The following is a 14633-nucleotide window of genomic DNA, read 5'->3' as shown; positions in this document are numbered from 1 at the left end:
CATCGGGTTACGGCCGGCCGGGCTCGGATCCGTCCGCGGGCGTCGCCGACCGCCGCCCGCGGGCCCGGGCGAGCAGCAACAGGGAGGCGGCCGCCGCGAGGGCGCACCAGGTGGAGACGAACTCGGTGCGCCACAGGAGGGCGCAGACGGCCGCTCCGAGGCCGGTGAGGAGTCCGAGGGTCCGCAGGAGCCGGTCGCGGGCGAGGAGCAGCGCCCCGACGGTGGCGAGCAGGTATCCGGCGAGGACCAGCGGCGCGTGCGGCAGGTCGACGGCGTAGCCGAGGGTGTGGCCCCGGATCTCGGCCGAGACGGGGCGGACGGCGAGGCGGTACGCGAGGACGGAGGCGGTCGCGAGGCCGGCGGCGAGCGGTACGAGCAGCCGTGGCCGGTCGGCGGGGCGGGCCGCGGCGAGGACGCCGAAGGACACCCAGAGGGGCAGCAGGGGGAGGGCGATCACGGCCCAGACGAGGGTGGCGGGCCCGGTTCCGCCGCCGGCGTGCCAGACGGCGGCCTCCACGACCTGGTGGGCACCGAGAAGGAGGGGCAGAGCGGCGAGCGGCGCGTCCCCGGGGCGGCGTACGGAGGCCAGGGAGGCGACGCCGACGGCGCCGATCCCGAGGCCCGCCCAGAGGTCGGCGGTCGCGCTCCAGCACATGGAGAATTTTTACCCTATATACGGCGAAACGGGTGGAACCGTATCGTTGTGGTGGTTGTCTCTGCCAGTGACACCACTGTCCCCGGAACAGCAGAAATTGGGGGACGTCATGCATCACCGCCACACCCTCGCGGCCGTCGCCGCGGGAATCCTGCTGACCGCCGGAATCGGCGCCACGATCCCGGCAGGCGCGGCCGGCACCCCGACCCCGAGCGCCTCGACCCCGGCCACGGCCCTGGTCGTCAACGCCCGCTGGGGCGGCCACGCCACCTTCGACCGGCTCGTGATCGACGTACGGGGCGCCATGCCCCCGATCACCGTCCATCAGACCCGCTCGCTCCACTACGACGGATCGGGGAACAGGGTCCCGCTCGCGGGGAAGTACTTCCTGGAGATCAGGCTCTCCCCCGCGGCCGCCCACGACGACGCCGGCCGGTCCGTCTACCAGGGCCCCCGGCTGCTGAAGATCTATCTGCCCGCGCTCAAGGGGGTCGCGCTGACCGGCGACTTCGAGGGCGTGGTCGGCATCGGAGCCGCCTTCGACACCAAGCCCGAGTACAAGACCTTCCGGCTGCACTCGCCGGAGCGCTTCGTCGTCGACATCGCCCACCCGATGGTGGGCTGCGGGACCTGAGCCCGCAGGGTCGGGGCCCGTCCGGTGGACGGGCCCCGCGCTCACGTCCCGGCGGGTCCGCTCTCCACGTACACGGTCGACCCGCTCCTTCGCGCCCGGTCGATCGCGGCGAGGCGGGCGAACTCGCGCGGGTTCATCTCCCGCTCCCACTCCTCAAGGGTCCGCAGGCGGTACTCGCTGTGCTCCTCGGGGTCGAGGACGACGGCGGCGATCTGTTCGTCCGTCAGCTCGCCCCCGTCGAAGATGAAGCCGATGTGGTTGGCCGGCCAGTCCTCGCCCCGGTCCGTGACGAAGTGGGCGGCGAGGAGGCGCGGTTCGCCGGTGAAGACGATCCCGGTCTCCTCGTGGCACTCGCGCACCGCGGTCTCCCAGGGGGTCTCCCCCGGGTCCATGTTGCCGCCGGGCCACTGCCACGGCTCGGTCTGGTAGGCGGCCCGGAGCTGGAAGGGGCGGCCGGCGGTGTCGGTGAAGTAGAGGCAGGCGTACGCCGTCGCTCTCGGCAGCGTGTCGACGTACTCGGCGGGCGGCAGCCAGGTGTTCGCCATGGGCGGCTCTCTCTCGACGGACCGGATGGGTCGCCTCCATCCAAGCGGTCCGGGGCGGGCCGGCCGGCGCCTCGCGAGTGGATCACCGGATCGTGTGAGCACCGCCGGACCGTCAGGCCGCGGAGACCAGGCCCGCCTCGTACGCGATGATCACCAGCTGTACGCGGTCGCGGGCGGCCAGCTTGGCGAGCAGCCGGGTGACGTAGGTCTTCGCGGTGGCGATGCTGATGTGGAGCGCCTCGGCGATCTCGGTGTTGGAGAGGCCGCGTCCGACGAGGGTGAGGACCTCGCGCTCGCGGTCGGTGATCCCCTCGGCACGGCGGCGCGGGGCGGGCACGGTCCTGGGGCGTTCGGTGAACTCCTTGATGAGGCGCCGGGTGACGCTGGGCGCGATGAGGGCGTCGCCGGAGGCGACGACGCGGACGGCGGCGAGGATGTCGTCCAGGGCCATGTCCTTGACGAGGAATCCGGACGCGCCCGCGTGGAGCGCCGCGTACACGTGGTCGTCGTCGTCGAAGGTGGTGAGGACGACGACTCGGGCGCCGGTGGGGCCCTCGGTGATGATCCGGGTGGCCTCGATGCCGTCCGTGCCGGGCATCCGCAGGTCCATGACGGCGACGTCGGCGCCGGTCTCCTCGACGAGGCGGACGGCCTCGGCACCGTTCGCGGCCTCGCCGACGACGACGAGGTCCGTCGTGTCGGTGATGACCATCCGGAGCGCGGTGCGCACCAGGGGCTGGTCGTCGGCGAGGACGACGCGGACCGGCTGCCCGGCGGTGGTCTGGCTCATCGTGGGGTGACTCCTGTGGGCAGGGGAAGGCGGACGGTGACGCGGAAGCCGCCACCGGGGCGGGGTCCCGCGCTGAACTCTCCGTGCAGCACCGCGACGCGCTCCCGCATCCCGGTCAGGCCGTACCCGGAGCCGGGGCCGGGGCTCACGCGCGCGTGGCCGGGGACGGGGCCGCGGTCCTCGACGGTGAGGGCGAGGAACGCGGGGTCGCGGTGGTCGACGGTGACGGTGCAGGAGTCGGCGCCCGAGTGCCGTACGACGTTGGTGACGGACTCCTGGACGATCCGGAACGCGGAGAGGTCGATGTCCGGGGGCAGCGGGCACGGGGCTCCGACCCTGCGGACGGCGACCCGGACGCCGGCGCTCCCGGTGAGTTCGGCGAGCCGGTCGAGCGCGGCGAGACCGGGCATCTCGGGGAGTCCCCGGACTTCGGCGGAGATCGCGGTACGGCCGGTGGCGGTCTCGGTACGGTCGGCGGCGGTTGTCGTACGGCTGGGGGCGGTGGGGGCCATCGTCGTACGGCCGGTGGCGGCCGGGGCCGTCTCGGACCGGGTGTACGCCTCCCCCTCTGTCTCCGTGTCCGCCGTACGCAGGGCGCCGAGCATCCGGCGCAGGCCGGCGAGGGTCTCGCGGCTCGCCGTCTCGATCTCGGTGAGGGCCTGCCGGGCGGCTTCGGGCTGGGTCGCGATGACCCGGCGGGCGGCCCCGGCCTGGAGGGCGACGATCCCCATGCTGTGGGCGACCGTGTCGTGCATCTCGCGGGCGATCCGGAGGCGTTCGGCGGTGACGGCCTGTTCGGCGGCCTGGGCGCGGCTCCGTTCCGCGTACTCCCGGGCCTGGCCCTCCGAGCGGCCGAGGAGCCAGGCCACGAGGGCGGCCAGGGCGACCGCGAGGGTGCTCGTGGTGCCGGCGCTCCAACCGGCGAGCAGGCGAACGGCCACGTAGACGACGAGCAGTCCGAGGGCGAGCAGGAGCGCCCGCCAGGCCTCGGGGCGGGGGCGGGCGGCGGCGATGGCGTAGAGCGCGACGTCGACCGCGAGGTACTGGGCGAAGGGGATGGCGGTGACGCCGAGGGGGGTGGAGGCGATGACCGAGGCGACGAGGAGGTGGTTGAGGGCGGCGACCGGGCGCCGGGCGAGGAGGGCGCTGCCGCGCAGGGTGAGGAGCGTGGAGACGGCCAGCATGGTGAGGCCGTCCCAGCGCAGGATGACGAAGCCGGGCAGGACGTCGGGCCCTTCCTGACCGGGCACGGGCATCCGGAGGAGGGCGGTGAAGGCGATGCCCGCGCCCCAGGCGACGGCGGCCCACCCGCCGGGTGCGACCCTCTTGTAGAACGGTGCTGACGGGGTGGCGGACATGCGGTGATCGTAAACGGCGGTCCCTGCCGCGGGCATCGGACCGGGGGTGTACGACCTGGGGTGACACGGCCCGCCGCGGATTGTCCGTGCTGGTCCGATGCCCGGCGCGGGTCCCGGACGGCACGGTGGTGGCCATGATCGAAGTCAGGGAACTCACCAAGCGCTACGGCGCCACGACCGCCGTCGACGCGCTCACCTTCACGGTCCGGCCGGGCCGGGTCACCGGATTCCTCGGCCCGAACGGATCGGGCAAGAGCACCACCTTGCGGATGGTCCTGGGCCTGCACACGCCGACGAGCGGCTCGGCGACGGTCGACGGCCGGCCGTTCACGGACCGGCCTCGCGGCCTGCGGCACGTCGGTGCGCTCCTCGACGCCGGGGACGTGCACGGCGGCCGCACCGCGCGGGCGCATCTGGCGGTCCTGGCGCGCAGCAACCGCATCCCGCTCTCCCGGGTCGACGAGGTCCTGGAGGAGGTCGGGTTGGCGGGGGCGGCCAGGCGCCGGATCGGCGGCTACTCGCTGGGCATGCGGCAACGGCTCGGCATCGCCGGAGCGCTGCTCGGCGACCCGCCGGTGCTGCTGTTCGACGAGCCGCTGAACGGCCTCGACCCGGAGGGCGTGAAGTGGGTGCGGGGGCTGTTCCGGCGACTGGCGGCGGAGGGCCGCACGGTCTTCGTGTCGAGCCATCTGATGACGGAGATGGAGCACACGGCGGACGAGTTGGTGGTCATCGGCCGGGGAGCGCTGATCGCGGCGGAGAGCCTGTCCGAATTCGCCGCGCGGGGCAGGCGCCTGAGCGTGACGGTGGGCACGCCGGATCGGGCGCGCCTGACGGCGCTGCTGCTCGGGGAGGGCGCGGAGGTCGAGGAGGAGGCCGGTCTGCTGACGGTGACCGGGCTCTCGGCGGCCCGCGTCGGCGAACTGGCCCTTGAGCACCGGGTGCTGCTCGACCAGCTCACCACTCGTACGGCCTCCCTGGAGGAGGCGTTCATGGAACTGACCGCCGACAGCGTCGAGTACCCGGCAGGAGACGCCCGATGACGACCCTCGATGTTCCCGTGGCCTCCGTGGTGGAGCTCCGTGCCCGTTTCCGTGACCTGGTGGGGTCGGAGTGGCTGAAGCTGTGGTCGCTGCGCTCGACGGGCTGGTCGCTGCTGCTCGGCGCGCTCGCCGTGGTGGCCTTCAACTTCGGCACCGCCTGGGACCACTACCGCTACTGGTTCCAGTACGACGAGGCGGGCCGGGCCGAGTTCGTGGCGAACGGCATGGCGCTGTGGGACGCCTTCACGTACAACGCGGCGCTGGTCCTGATCCTCGCCTCGGCCGCCATGGGGGCGGTCGCGGTGGTCGGCGAGTACAGCAGCGGGCTGATCCGTACGACGTTCACGGCGGTACCGGCACGGGGCGCCCTCATGGCGGCGAAGGTGCTGGTCGTGGCAGTGGTGCAGACCGTGTTCGGGGCGGTGGTCGCCCTCGGTTCGTTCTGGTCGACGCAGGCGGTGCTGTCGGCCCGGGACATCGGGCTGCCGATCACCCACCCGGGGGCAGGGCGCGTCGTGGTGGCCTCGGCCCTGCTCGCCCCGGTGTGCGCGGTGGGCGGGATGGCGATCGGCGCGCTGCTGCGGAAGGCCGCGATCTCGGTCGTCGGCGCGGTGGTCCTGTTCCTGCTGCTGCCCGCGGTGCTCTCGGACCGGCGTCACCTGACGGCGGTGCTCGCGCACGCGACGCCGCTGCACGCCTGGCAGCGGCTCGCGGACGCGGGACCGCCCGCCGGGGAGCTGTTCCCGTGGTCGGCGGGCGGCGCGTGGCTGGTGTTCGTGCTGTGGGCGCTGGGCGGGGCGGCGGTGACGGTCCTCGCGGTGCGGGGCCGGGACCAGTAGGGGTCACCGGGGGCGCCGCAGTCGGCGGAGGACGAGGTGTTCGTGGACGAGGCGCCCCACGAGGGCGCCTCCGTACACGACGAAACCGACACCGACGAGCCAGGACTGGAGGACGAGGACGGTGCCGAACTGGCCGTACGTCACGGCGTTCGAGGCGATCAGCGGGGAGAAGACGAGCTGCGAGAAGATCCGCAGCCCGAGCAGTCCGAGGGCCGTGAGCACGGCGCCGGGGGCGAGGGCGCGCCAGCGGATGCGGCCGCAGAGCAGGAAGCGCTGGGACCACCAGAAGAAGACGAAGGTGCCGAGGAGGTCGCCGAGGGCGACGAGGGTGGTGACGCCCGCCGACGCGTTCTCGGGCGCGGGGAAGGCGACGAAGAGCAGCAGGGAGGCGATGAGGACGCCGAGCCAGACGACGTGCCGCCACATGGTGTGCCAGCGGGCGGTGGGGAGGTCCCAGACCCGCTCGTACCCGGTCTGTACGGCGGATCCGAAGGTGACGCCGAAGGCGGCGAGGGCGGCGAGGCCGAAGGCGGTGGTGCGTTGCAGGGCCTGTCCCGGCTGGCCGAAGAGCCGCTCGACCTCCTCCTGGGAGACCTCGGAGACGCCGAGGCCCTGGACGAGCCAGCGGGCGAAGCCGTGGCCGCTGGCGAGGTCGGCCGCGGCGATGACGATGAGCAGGGGGACGAGGGTGAGCAGGCTGAGCGCCGCGAAGCCCATGGCGCGGTGCATGAGTTCCATGGCCCGGCCTCGGCTCCAGGCGAGGCCGATCGAGGAGGCGAGCACGCGCGTGTGGAGCCGTGCGAACCAGTGGCCGTGTTCGGCGGGAGCACGGCCGCGCGGCGGACCGGGTGTGGAGGGCATGCCTGGTGAGGTACCCGGCGGGGCGCGGGGACATCTCAGGGGTGGGGCCGAACGGGTGGGCGGTCCCCGGCTCGGTCCTCGGCTCGGTCACCGGGCCGGATCACCGGGCCGCGAGCGGGCGGGCGCCGGGGCCGGGGCGGACGGTGACGTCGCGGGCGGTGAGGGCGGCTCGTTCCTCGCCCTCGCACTGGACGACGACGCGGACGGGGGCGCCGCAGTCGGTGTGGCGGATGTCGAGGACCGGGCCCTCGGGCTCGGCGGCGTGGGTGTCGCCCCACTGCTTGAGGGCGAGGAGCACGGGCCAGAGGTCGACGCCCTTGCGGGTGAGCCGGTACTCGTTGCGGGTGCGGGCGCCGGGTTCGCGGTAGGGCTCGCTGCGCAGGACCCCGGCGGCGACGAGCTTGCGGAGGCGGTCGGCGAGGACGGCTTCCGAGAGGCCGAGGTGGTAGCGGAACTCGTCGTACCGGCGGACGCCGTTGAAGGCCTCGCGCAGGATGAGCAGGCTCCATTTCTCGCCCACGACGTCCAGGGCACGGCGGACCGGGCAGTTCTCCGTATCCGTCTCCAGCCAGTTCATCCGCCCACTGTAGCCACCTGGCTCTGTCGTTGACAGTCAGCCGACACGGAAGCTAGCTTCGCCATACAGAGTCAGATGGTGAGCGGAGTGGAGTGGTGATGGGGCGGTCACGCACGGTCGAGTGGGAGGACGCCGGGGCCACCGCGCGCGCCGCGATGTCGATGGCGGGCATCGACTTCCTGCGGGAGATGGTGGCGGGCCGACTGCCCGGACCGCCGATCGCCGCTCTGCTCGGCTTCACCCTGGAGGAGGTCGAGCCGGGACACGCGGTGTTCGCGCTCGAACCCGGCGAGGAGCACTACAACCCGATCGGAAGCGTGCACGGCGGGGTCTACGCGACCCTGCTCGACTCGGCCGCCGGCTGCGCGGTGCACAGCACGCTCCCGCAGGGCACGGCGTACACCTCGCTCGACCTGTCGACCCGCTTCCTCCGTCCGATCACGATGGACACGGGCAAGATCCGGGCCGTCGGCACCGTGCTGTCGCAGGGGCGCCGCACGGCACTGGCGGAGGCGGGCCTGTACGACGCGGAGGACCGGCTCCTCGCCCACGCGACGAGCACGTGCATGCTCTTCCCGGTCCCCTCGTAACCCTCCGGCACCCCGGGGGTTCAGCGGGTGCCGGGGACCGGGAGGGTGCGGGTGCAGCCGTCCGGGGCGACGTCGGGGACGCCGTTGGCCTGGAGGGCGGCGCTCACCAGGGTGGCGAGCAGGTCGATGTCCGAGCCCATGTCCAGACGGACCGTCACCCAGCCCGATCCGGCCCGCAGCCGGACCGCGCTCGACCCGAGGAGGGCCGGGCGCAGCTTCGCGACCATGGCGCGCGTGAGATGGACGTCCGCCTCGTGTTCACCATGGAAGTGGACGATCTCCTGCGTCCCGGTGCCCAGTCCGAGCTCGGCGCCGCAATGGGCGCGGCCGGGGGACAGCGAGGGCCAGCTCATCAGACGTTCACTGGCATGCCTGGCCGTGTTCATACGAGGAGAGTGACGGGCCGCGGGGCCGCGCACAAGCGTCCTACCGCAACAATCCCGCCGCGGCGTGAAACAGGTCGTCGGCGGGGGTGGTGTGACCGTGCGTCACCGCTACGCGTGGGGGTGGGGTGACTCCGTGTCACGGCGTGGGGCGGGAGCGGACGCGGGCGGCGAGGACGGCCACGTCGTCCTCCGCGTGATGCGCGTCAAGGCGGCGGAGCACCTCTTCGACGACCTGCTCGGGGCCGGAGCCCGCGGGGAGCCGGAGGGCGGCGAGACGGGCGAGCGACAGGTCGATGTCCTCCCCGCGCCGCTCGACGAGGCCGTCGGTGAAGATCAGCAGGGTCTCGCCCGGGGCAAGCGGGCGCGTGGTGGGTTCGTAGCCGCCGACGCCGGTGCCCAGCGGCGGTCCCACCGGGAGGTCGACGAGCTCGGCGGAGCCGTCCGGGCCGAACACGGCGGGCGGCAGGTGCCCGGCGTTGGCGAAGGTCGCGGTGCCGCGCGCCGGGTCCACCCGGACGAGCAGGCAGGTGGCGGGGCGGCGGGCATCGTCCTGGGCGACCACCGAGTCGAGGTGGCGCAGCACCCGGTGCGGCGGCAGATCGGTCGCTGCGACCTCGCGGAGCGCCGTGCGGTAGGCGTTCATGTCGACGGCCGCGTCGAGGCCGTGGCCCATCACGTCGCCGACGACGAGAAGGCTGCGGCCGAAGTGGAGGCGCACGGTCTCGAACCAGTCGCCGCCCACGAGGGCGCGGGGCCCCGCCGGGAGGTAGCCGCCCGCGATCTCCAGGTTGGGGTGCGGCCGGCCCGGTTCGGCGACGAGGGCGCGCTGGAGGTGGAGCGCGGTGTCCTCGGTGGCGACGAGACGGCGGGCGTGACCGAGGTGCCGGGCGGCCAGCCGGGCCGCCTGCCGGAGGACCGCGACCTCGTCGACCGAGAAAGCGGGCCCGCGGCGCGTGACGATCACGGTCCCGAAGGGAGCCTCGTCGTGAACGGCGAGGGGGACGGCGAGACCGGGGGCGCTCGGAGGCACGGCGGAGGCGCGGGCCGCGCCGGAGCCCGCCCGGGAAGTCGGGGAGACGGCCGGGCCCGGGGCGGTGGCTCCGGAGGCGGCCGGGCCCTCGGGAGAAGTCCCGACGGTCGCCGGGCCTTCGGCGGGGGCCCCGGAAGGTGGCAGGCCGGCCGATGCCGTGCGGCGGGCCGGGGCTCCCGGTTCGTCGAGCAGGTCGACCGTGACGGCGCCGTGGAGGTGGCGGGCGAGGAAGGCCGCGAGTTCACGGCAGGTGGTCGTCTCGTCGAGCGTCGTGCCGATCTCGCCGATCGCCTGCTCCAGGGCCCGTGCCCTGGTCAGGAGGGCCTCGTCCCGTTCCGTCACGACACCTCCACCGCCGTGCGGGCCTCCGGGTCGCGTACCCGGTCTCCCCATTGCACCACCGCGCGACCGCCCCACGCTCGGCACGGAGCTCGCGCGGGACGGTTGTGCAGTGGTGCCCGATCTGATCAAGTACAGCTGAGGCTACTGGCCAGTAAGAGATTCCGCTTCCCCGGGGGGACAGCCATGACGACCGGATTCTTCACCTCCGTCGACGACGTCGCCGAACGGCTCGCCACGACCGGCTACCTGGCGTCGCCGGCCGTCGCCACCACCGTCTTCCTCGCCGACCGGCTGGGCAAGCCGCTGCTCGTCGAGGGCCCGGCCGGCGTCGGCAAGACACAGCTCGCCAAGGCCGTCACCGAGGTCACGGGGGCGCGTCTGGTCCGGCTGCAGTGCTACGAGGGGGTGGACGAGTCCCGCGCGCTGTACGAGTGGAACCACGCCAAGCAACTGCTGCGCATCACGGCCGGGCGGGGCGAGTCCTGGGACGAGACGCGGACGGACGTCTTCGGCGAGGAGTTCCTGCTCCCCCGGCCGCTGCTCACCGCGATCCGCTCCGAGGAGCCGACGGTGCTGCTCATCGACGAGACCGACAAGGCCGACGTCGAGGTGGAGGGGCTGCTCCTCGAGGTGCTCAGCGACTTCCAGGTGACCGTGCCCGAGCTCGGCACGATCACGGCGACGCAACGGCCGTTCACCGTGCTCACCTCGAACGCCAGCCGCGAGCTGTCCGAGGCGCTGCGCCGCCGCTGTCTCTTCCTGCACATCGGTTTCCCCGAGGAGGAGCTGGAGCGCAGGATCGTGGCCCTCAAGGTCCCCGGCCTCGACGCCGAACTCGCCGCGTCCGTCGTACGGGTCGTGGGGGCGCTGCGGGCGATGGACCTGCGGAAGGTGCCGTCCGTGTCGGAGACGATCGACTGGGCGCGCACGCTGCTCGCGCTCGGCGCGGACCGGCTGGACGAACGGGTCGTACGGGAGACCCTCGGCGTCCTCCTCAAGCACCAGGAGGACATCGTGAAGGCGGCGGCCAAGCTCGACCTGGACACGGTGTGAGCCCGGCGGACGGGGACGGACCGGCGGCCGCCGCCGGGGCCGCGGTGAGCCCGGCCGGCACGGACCGTCCGGCGGGCACCGCCGGAGCCGTGGCGCGGCTCGCCGGGCTCGTCTCGGCGCTGCGCGCGCACGGGTTCGGGATCGGGACCGGGGAGACCGTGGACGCGGGACTGGCCCTCGAAGCCGTCGGCTTCACCGAACGGGAGCGGGTCCGGGAGGCGCTGGCGGCGACGCTGCTCCACGGACAGGGCCGGCGGACGGTGTTCGACCAGGTCTTCGACCTGTACTTCCCGCTCGGCACCGCCCCCGGCCCGGCCGAGGCGTACGAGAACACGCCCGCGGACCTCGCCGCGCTGCGGGACCGGCTCGCCGAGGCCCTCACCGCCGGAGACGGCGCCGCGCTCGACCGGCTGGCCGCCGAGGCGGTGGGCGGGTTCGGCGGCTACGGCTCCGGTCCGGAGTCGGACGGCTGGTCCTCGTACCAGACGCTCTCCCGGCTGCGCCCCGAGACGCTGCTCGCCCGGGTGCGCGAGCGGCTGCGCGCGACGGCCGCGGCCGATGACCCCGAGTTCACCGAGCGGCTGCTCGACGACGAGATCCGGCGGCGCATCGAGGCCTTCCGGGAGCGCGTGCGGACCGAGGCCCGGCGGCGCGTCGCCGAGCGGCAGGGCCGTGACCGGGTCGCGCGGCGGGCGGTGGCGGGGACGGCGGACAGCGTGGACTTCCTGCTGGCCGGACGGGCGCAGCTGGACGAGTTGCGGCGTACGGTACGGCCGCTGGCGCGGAAGCTGGCCACCCGGCTCGCGGCGCGGCGGCGCCGGGCGGCGCGCGGGGAGATCGATCTGCGGCGGACCCTGCGCGGCTCGCTGTCGACCGGGGGCGTGCCGGTGCGCCCGGTCCTGCGACGGCGCCGCCCCCGGCGTCCCGAACTGGTCCTGCTGTGCGACGTGTCGGGCTCGGTGGCCGGTTTCGCGCAGTTCACGATGCTGCTGGTGCAGGCCTTGCACGACCAGTTCAGCCGCGTGCGGGTCTTCGCCTTCGTCAACCGGGTGGACGAGGTGACCGGGCTGATCGCGCGGGGCGCGGCCGACCCGGCGGGGCTCGGCGACCGCATCCTCGCGGAGGCGGAGCTCACGGGGTGGCACGGGCAGAGCGACTACGGGACGGCGCTCGGGGAGTTCGCCGAGCGGTACGCGGAGGCGGTCGGCCCGCGCACGGTCGTCTTCGTCCTCGGCGACGCCCGCACCAACGGCGCCGACCCGAACCTGGCGGCGCTGCGTCTCGTCGCGGACCGCGCGCGCCGGGTCCACTGGCTCAACCCCGAGCAGCCCTCGCTCTGGGGGACGGGCGACTCGGTGGCCCCTGCCTACGCCGAGCTCGTGGAGATGCGCCCGTGCCGCAACGCCCGCCAGCTGGGGGAGCTGATCGGCCGGCTGCTCCCGGTGTGACGGCGGGCCCTGCCCCGGCCCCGCGCCGTCGGCCGACCCGCCGCTCCCCCGCGTGGCACGATCGCTCCATGGCAGACGGATCCGACCGGCCCGGGACGGGCCTCCCGCGTGGAATCGGCGCGCCCGCGACCCGCGCGCTCGTCGCGGCCGGGTACACCCGGCTCTCCCAGCTCGCCGGCGTGCCCGCCGCCGAGCTCGCCGCGCTGCACGGCGTGGGGCCGAAGGCCCTGGGCGTGCTGGGCAAGGCGCTCGCGGAGCAGGGGCTTTCCCTGGGCTAGCAGGGTCTTTCCCTGGGCTAGCAAGGCCTTTCCCTGGGCTGGGGGCCGCCCGGTTGTACGACGGGCGGCCTCTCGAACTAGCGTGACCCTCATGGAACTCTTGGGAGAGATCACGGCCGACCGCCCCCTGCTCGTCCTCGCCGTCAAGGAGGAGGCGCAGTTCCTCGACACGGAGCTGCCCGTCCTGCTCACCGGCATGGGCAAGGTGAACGCGGCGACCGCGCTCGCCACCGTCCTCGGCCGGGGCCCGCGACCGTCCGGGATCGTGAACCTCGGGACGGCCGGGGCCCTGCGGCCGGGCTGGACCGGGACGCACGTCGTCGGCACGGTGGTCCAGCACGACCTCGACGGCGAGCTGCTCTCCACGCTGACCGGCGAGACGTACGGCGCTCCGCTGACGCTGCCGGACGGCGGTGACGTGGTCCTCGCCACCGGTGACACGTTCGTCTCGGACGAGGCGGCCCGCGCCCGGCTCGCCGAGCGGGCGCCGCTGGTCGACATGGAGGGGTACGCGCTCGCCTCGGCGGCGGAGCTCGCCGGGGTGCCGCTGCGCATCGTGAAGCACGTCAGCGACGAGGCCGGCGAGGGTGCCGCGCGCACCTGGCGGGAATCGGTCGCCGAGTGCGCGCGGGCGCTGGCCGACTGGGCGGAGGCGAACACCCCGTACCACTCCTGACTCCCGCCCCGGAGCGGCTCAGCGGTGCTGGAAGTGGACCTCCGGGTTCGCGGGCGTCGGGCCGTCGAGGACCGGGCGCGGGAGCCCGCGCAGGTGCTGGTCGAAGAAGGCCGCGACGTAGGTCCGGGTGACGGCGACGGCCCGGTCGGCGGGCAGTTCCGGCTGGGGAAGGCCGAAGTGACGTGAGATCACGGGGCCGTCGGAGAAGGTGAAGTGTTCGGATCCGGCGACCGTGATCCAGCGCTTCCAGCCGTCGAGCGCGGTCCACGTCCGGTCCCAGGTGGCGTCCTGCCCGCCGGGCAGGTGCATGCTGTCGTGGGTGCCGAGCATCAGGAACGGGCGGCCCCGCAGGCCCTCCGCGGGAAGGTCCTCCCAGAAGGAGCCGTCCATGTTGATCCCGGCGTCGATGCGTGGATCGGCCACCATGGCGGAGGCCGCGCTCGCCCCGCCGATGGAGTGCCCGGCCATGCCGACGCGGCGCGCGTCGATCACGTCGGCGTACCGCCAGACGGGCTTCGGTCCGGTCAGCCGGTCCAGGACGTACCGCATGTCGGCGGCGCGCGTGGAGGTGACGACACTGCCGTGCACCCCGCCCCCGTCGAGGGCCGTGCAGGCGACGCAGGTGAGGGTGCGGCCGCCGGGAAGGCTGATCCCGAACGACTCGTAGGCGTGGTCGACGGAGGCCACGACGTAACCCCGCGAGGCGAGGTCCTCGGCGAGGTGGGTGAGCGTCCAGCGGGAGACGCTGAAGCCCGGCGAGAGCAGCACCAGGGGGTGCCGGCCGGGCGCGGGCCTGACGCCGGTCCTGCTGTGGGTGCGGGTGCGGGCGAGCACGTCGCCGGAGACGCCGGGCCCGAGCTGCTCGGCGAGCAGCCGCGCCTCCTCCTGTGTGGCGTACGGGGCGGGGCGGCCGCCGCCGGGGTGGGCGGCCGGGTAGTGCAGCGTGACCATGAGCGCCCGGCCGTCGGCGGTGGGCACCCAGGGGTCGGTACGGGAGCGGTCGACGAGGGGCAGGACCGTGCTGCCGACGGCGTACGGTCCGGTGGGCGCCGGCAGCGTGGCGGCCCGGGCGGCCTGCACCGGAGCGCCCGTGGTGGGCCGGTCCGGGACGGCCGCGGTGGCGACACCGGCCGGTAAGGCGAGGGAGCAGACGAGAACGGCGGCCGCGGCCGCCCTGGTGAAACGGATCATGCGAGCACGCTAGGGGCGGGCGCCGGGCCCGCGCGTCCGTCCACGGGCCGACCTTCGATCAGCCCGGGGTCTGACACGGGATCCGCCCCGGGGCGGATCGGCGGGCTCCGGTCGGCGTCCCGGTGATCGTAGCCCCAACTCCTTTCCCGTTCCGGCACCCTGACGTCCCATCGGCCAGGAGGTCCTTGACGGTACGGAAGGCTGCCTGCCCACGGTGAGGCGTTCACGTCCCCGGATGGGGCCGGAACCGGCCGTCGACCGCACCGCCGAGCGGATGTCCTTCGACTGCCAGGAGGCGTACGTCCGCGCCTCGTGCAGGAAGTGCCCGCCGTACTCG

The 14633-nt window shown here is 74.2% G+C and carries 17 protein-coding genes; 8 read left to right on the top strand and 9 right to left on the bottom strand.

The window, feature by feature from the left end; translation table 11 throughout:
• Positions 1-7: 7 nt before the first annotated feature.
• Positions 8-655 carry a DUF6629 family protein gene (locus tag ABZ318_RS10490; protein ID WP_356902081.1) on the bottom strand — a complete coding sequence of 216 codons (648 nt, stop codon included), beginning with the start codon at positions 653-655 and terminating at the stop codon, positions 8-10.
• 109 nt (positions 656-764) lie between these two features.
• On the opposite strand from ABZ318_RS10490, the gene ABZ318_RS10485 reads away from it, so the two are divergent.
• Positions 765-1289, top strand: coding sequence for a hypothetical protein (locus tag ABZ318_RS10485; RefSeq protein ID WP_356902080.1), 525 nt, complete (start codon positions 765-767; stop codon positions 1287-1289).
• Between the two features lie 41 nt (positions 1290-1330).
• Here the strand turns inward: ABZ318_RS10485 and ABZ318_RS10480 are convergent, their stop codons facing one another.
• The 3 genes from ABZ318_RS10480 to ABZ318_RS10470 all read right to left on the bottom strand — a co-directional run bounded on the left by ABZ318_RS10480 (position 1331) and on the right by ABZ318_RS10470 (position 3982).
• The gene (locus tag ABZ318_RS10480; RefSeq protein ID WP_356902079.1) at positions 1331-1834 is read right to left on the bottom strand and encodes an NUDIX hydrolase; all 504 of its coding nucleotides are present in this window, start codon (positions 1832-1834) and stop codon (positions 1331-1333) included.
• A gap of 112 nt (positions 1835-1946) precedes the next feature.
• Positions 1947-2624, bottom strand: a complete 678-nt coding sequence (locus ABZ318_RS10475) for a response regulator transcription factor (RefSeq protein WP_356902078.1) — start codon at positions 2622-2624, stop codon at positions 1947-1949.
• Complete coding sequence (locus ABZ318_RS10470; protein ID WP_356902077.1) at positions 2621-3982, bottom strand: histidine kinase; 1362 nt, start codon at positions 3980-3982, stop codon at positions 2621-2623. The genes ABZ318_RS10475 and ABZ318_RS10470 overlap by 4 nt, the downstream gene beginning before the upstream one ends.
• A gap of 134 nt (positions 3983-4116) precedes the next feature.
• Here ABZ318_RS10470 and ABZ318_RS10465 point away from each other — a divergent pair, with 134 nt between their 5' ends.
• The gene (locus tag ABZ318_RS10465; RefSeq protein WP_356902076.1) at positions 4117-5025 is read left to right on the top strand and encodes an ATP-binding cassette domain-containing protein; all 909 of its coding nucleotides are present in this window, start codon (positions 4117-4119) and stop codon (positions 5023-5025) included.
• Positions 5022-5864 (top strand): ABC transporter permease, encoded by an 843-nt coding sequence (locus ABZ318_RS10460; RefSeq protein ID WP_356902075.1) that lies wholly within the window; start codon positions 5022-5024, stop codon positions 5862-5864. The genes ABZ318_RS10465 and ABZ318_RS10460 overlap by 4 nt, the downstream gene beginning before the upstream one ends.
• Positions 5865-5867: 3 nt before the next feature.
• On the opposite strand, the gene ABZ318_RS10455 is transcribed toward ABZ318_RS10460, so the two are convergent.
• Together ABZ318_RS10455 and ABZ318_RS10450 are read right to left on the bottom strand one after the other, a co-directional pair.
• The gene (locus ABZ318_RS10455; protein ID WP_356902074.1) at positions 5868-6725 is read right to left on the bottom strand and encodes a YhjD/YihY/BrkB family envelope integrity protein; all 858 of its coding nucleotides are present in this window, start codon (positions 6723-6725) and stop codon (positions 5868-5870) included.
• Positions 6726-6825: 100 nt separating this feature from the next.
• Positions 6826-7302, bottom strand: a complete 477-nt coding sequence (locus tag ABZ318_RS10450) for a helix-turn-helix domain-containing protein (RefSeq protein WP_356902073.1) — start codon at positions 7300-7302, stop codon at positions 6826-6828.
• Between the two features lie 98 nt (positions 7303-7400).
• On the opposite strand from ABZ318_RS10450, the gene ABZ318_RS10445 reads away from it, so the two are divergent.
• Entirely contained in the window at positions 7401-7892 is a 492-nt protein-coding gene (locus ABZ318_RS10445; RefSeq protein ID WP_356902072.1) for a PaaI family thioesterase, read from the top strand.
• Between the two features lie 20 nt (positions 7893-7912).
• Here ABZ318_RS10445 and ABZ318_RS10440 read toward each other — a convergent pair whose 3' ends face one another.
• Positions 7913-8278, bottom strand: coding sequence for a luciferase family protein (locus tag ABZ318_RS10440; protein ID WP_356902071.1), 366 nt, complete (start codon positions 8276-8278; stop codon positions 7913-7915).
• 136 nt (positions 8279-8414) lie between these two features.
• The gene (locus ABZ318_RS10435) at positions 8415-9650 is read right to left on the bottom strand and encodes a SpoIIE family protein phosphatase (protein ID WP_356902070.1); all 1236 of its coding nucleotides are present in this window, start codon (positions 9648-9650) and stop codon (positions 8415-8417) included.
• A 183-nt stretch (positions 9651-9833) separates the two neighbouring features.
• On the opposite strand from ABZ318_RS10435, the gene ABZ318_RS10430 reads away from it, so the two are divergent.
• The 4 genes from ABZ318_RS10430 to ABZ318_RS10415 all read left to right on the top strand — a co-directional run bounded on the left by ABZ318_RS10430 (position 9834) and on the right by ABZ318_RS10415 (position 13105).
• Positions 9834-10703 carry a MoxR family ATPase gene (locus ABZ318_RS10430; RefSeq protein ID WP_356902069.1) on the top strand — a complete coding sequence of 290 codons (870 nt, stop codon included), beginning with the start codon at positions 9834-9836 and terminating at the stop codon, positions 10701-10703.
• An 89-nt stretch (positions 10704-10792) separates the two neighbouring features.
• Positions 10793-12151, top strand: a complete 1359-nt coding sequence (locus tag ABZ318_RS10425; RefSeq protein ID WP_356902134.1) for a VWA domain-containing protein — start codon at positions 10793-10795, stop codon at positions 12149-12151.
• Positions 12152-12219: 68 nt separating this feature from the next.
• Entirely contained in the window at positions 12220-12429 is a 210-nt protein-coding gene (locus ABZ318_RS10420) for a DNA-binding protein (RefSeq protein ID WP_356902068.1), read from the top strand.
• 91 nt (positions 12430-12520) lie between these two features.
• Positions 12521-13105, top strand: coding sequence for a nucleosidase (locus tag ABZ318_RS10415; RefSeq protein ID WP_356902067.1), 585 nt, complete (start codon positions 12521-12523; stop codon positions 13103-13105).
• 18 nt (positions 13106-13123) lie between these two features.
• Here ABZ318_RS10415 and ABZ318_RS10410 read toward each other — a convergent pair whose 3' ends face one another.
• Positions 13124-14296 (bottom strand): alpha/beta hydrolase, encoded by a 1173-nt coding sequence (locus ABZ318_RS10410; protein ID WP_356902066.1) that lies wholly within the window; start codon positions 14294-14296, stop codon positions 13124-13126.
• Positions 14297-14633 lie beyond the last annotated feature (337 nt).

Origin of the sequence: Streptomyces sp. NPDC006197, assembly GCF_040613865.1 — a bacterium.
GTDB lineage: Bacteria > Actinomycetota > Actinomycetes > Streptomycetales > Streptomycetaceae > Streptomyces.
Note: the sequence above shows the minus strand (reverse complement) of the source record. Positions and strands in the feature narration are given on the sequence as shown.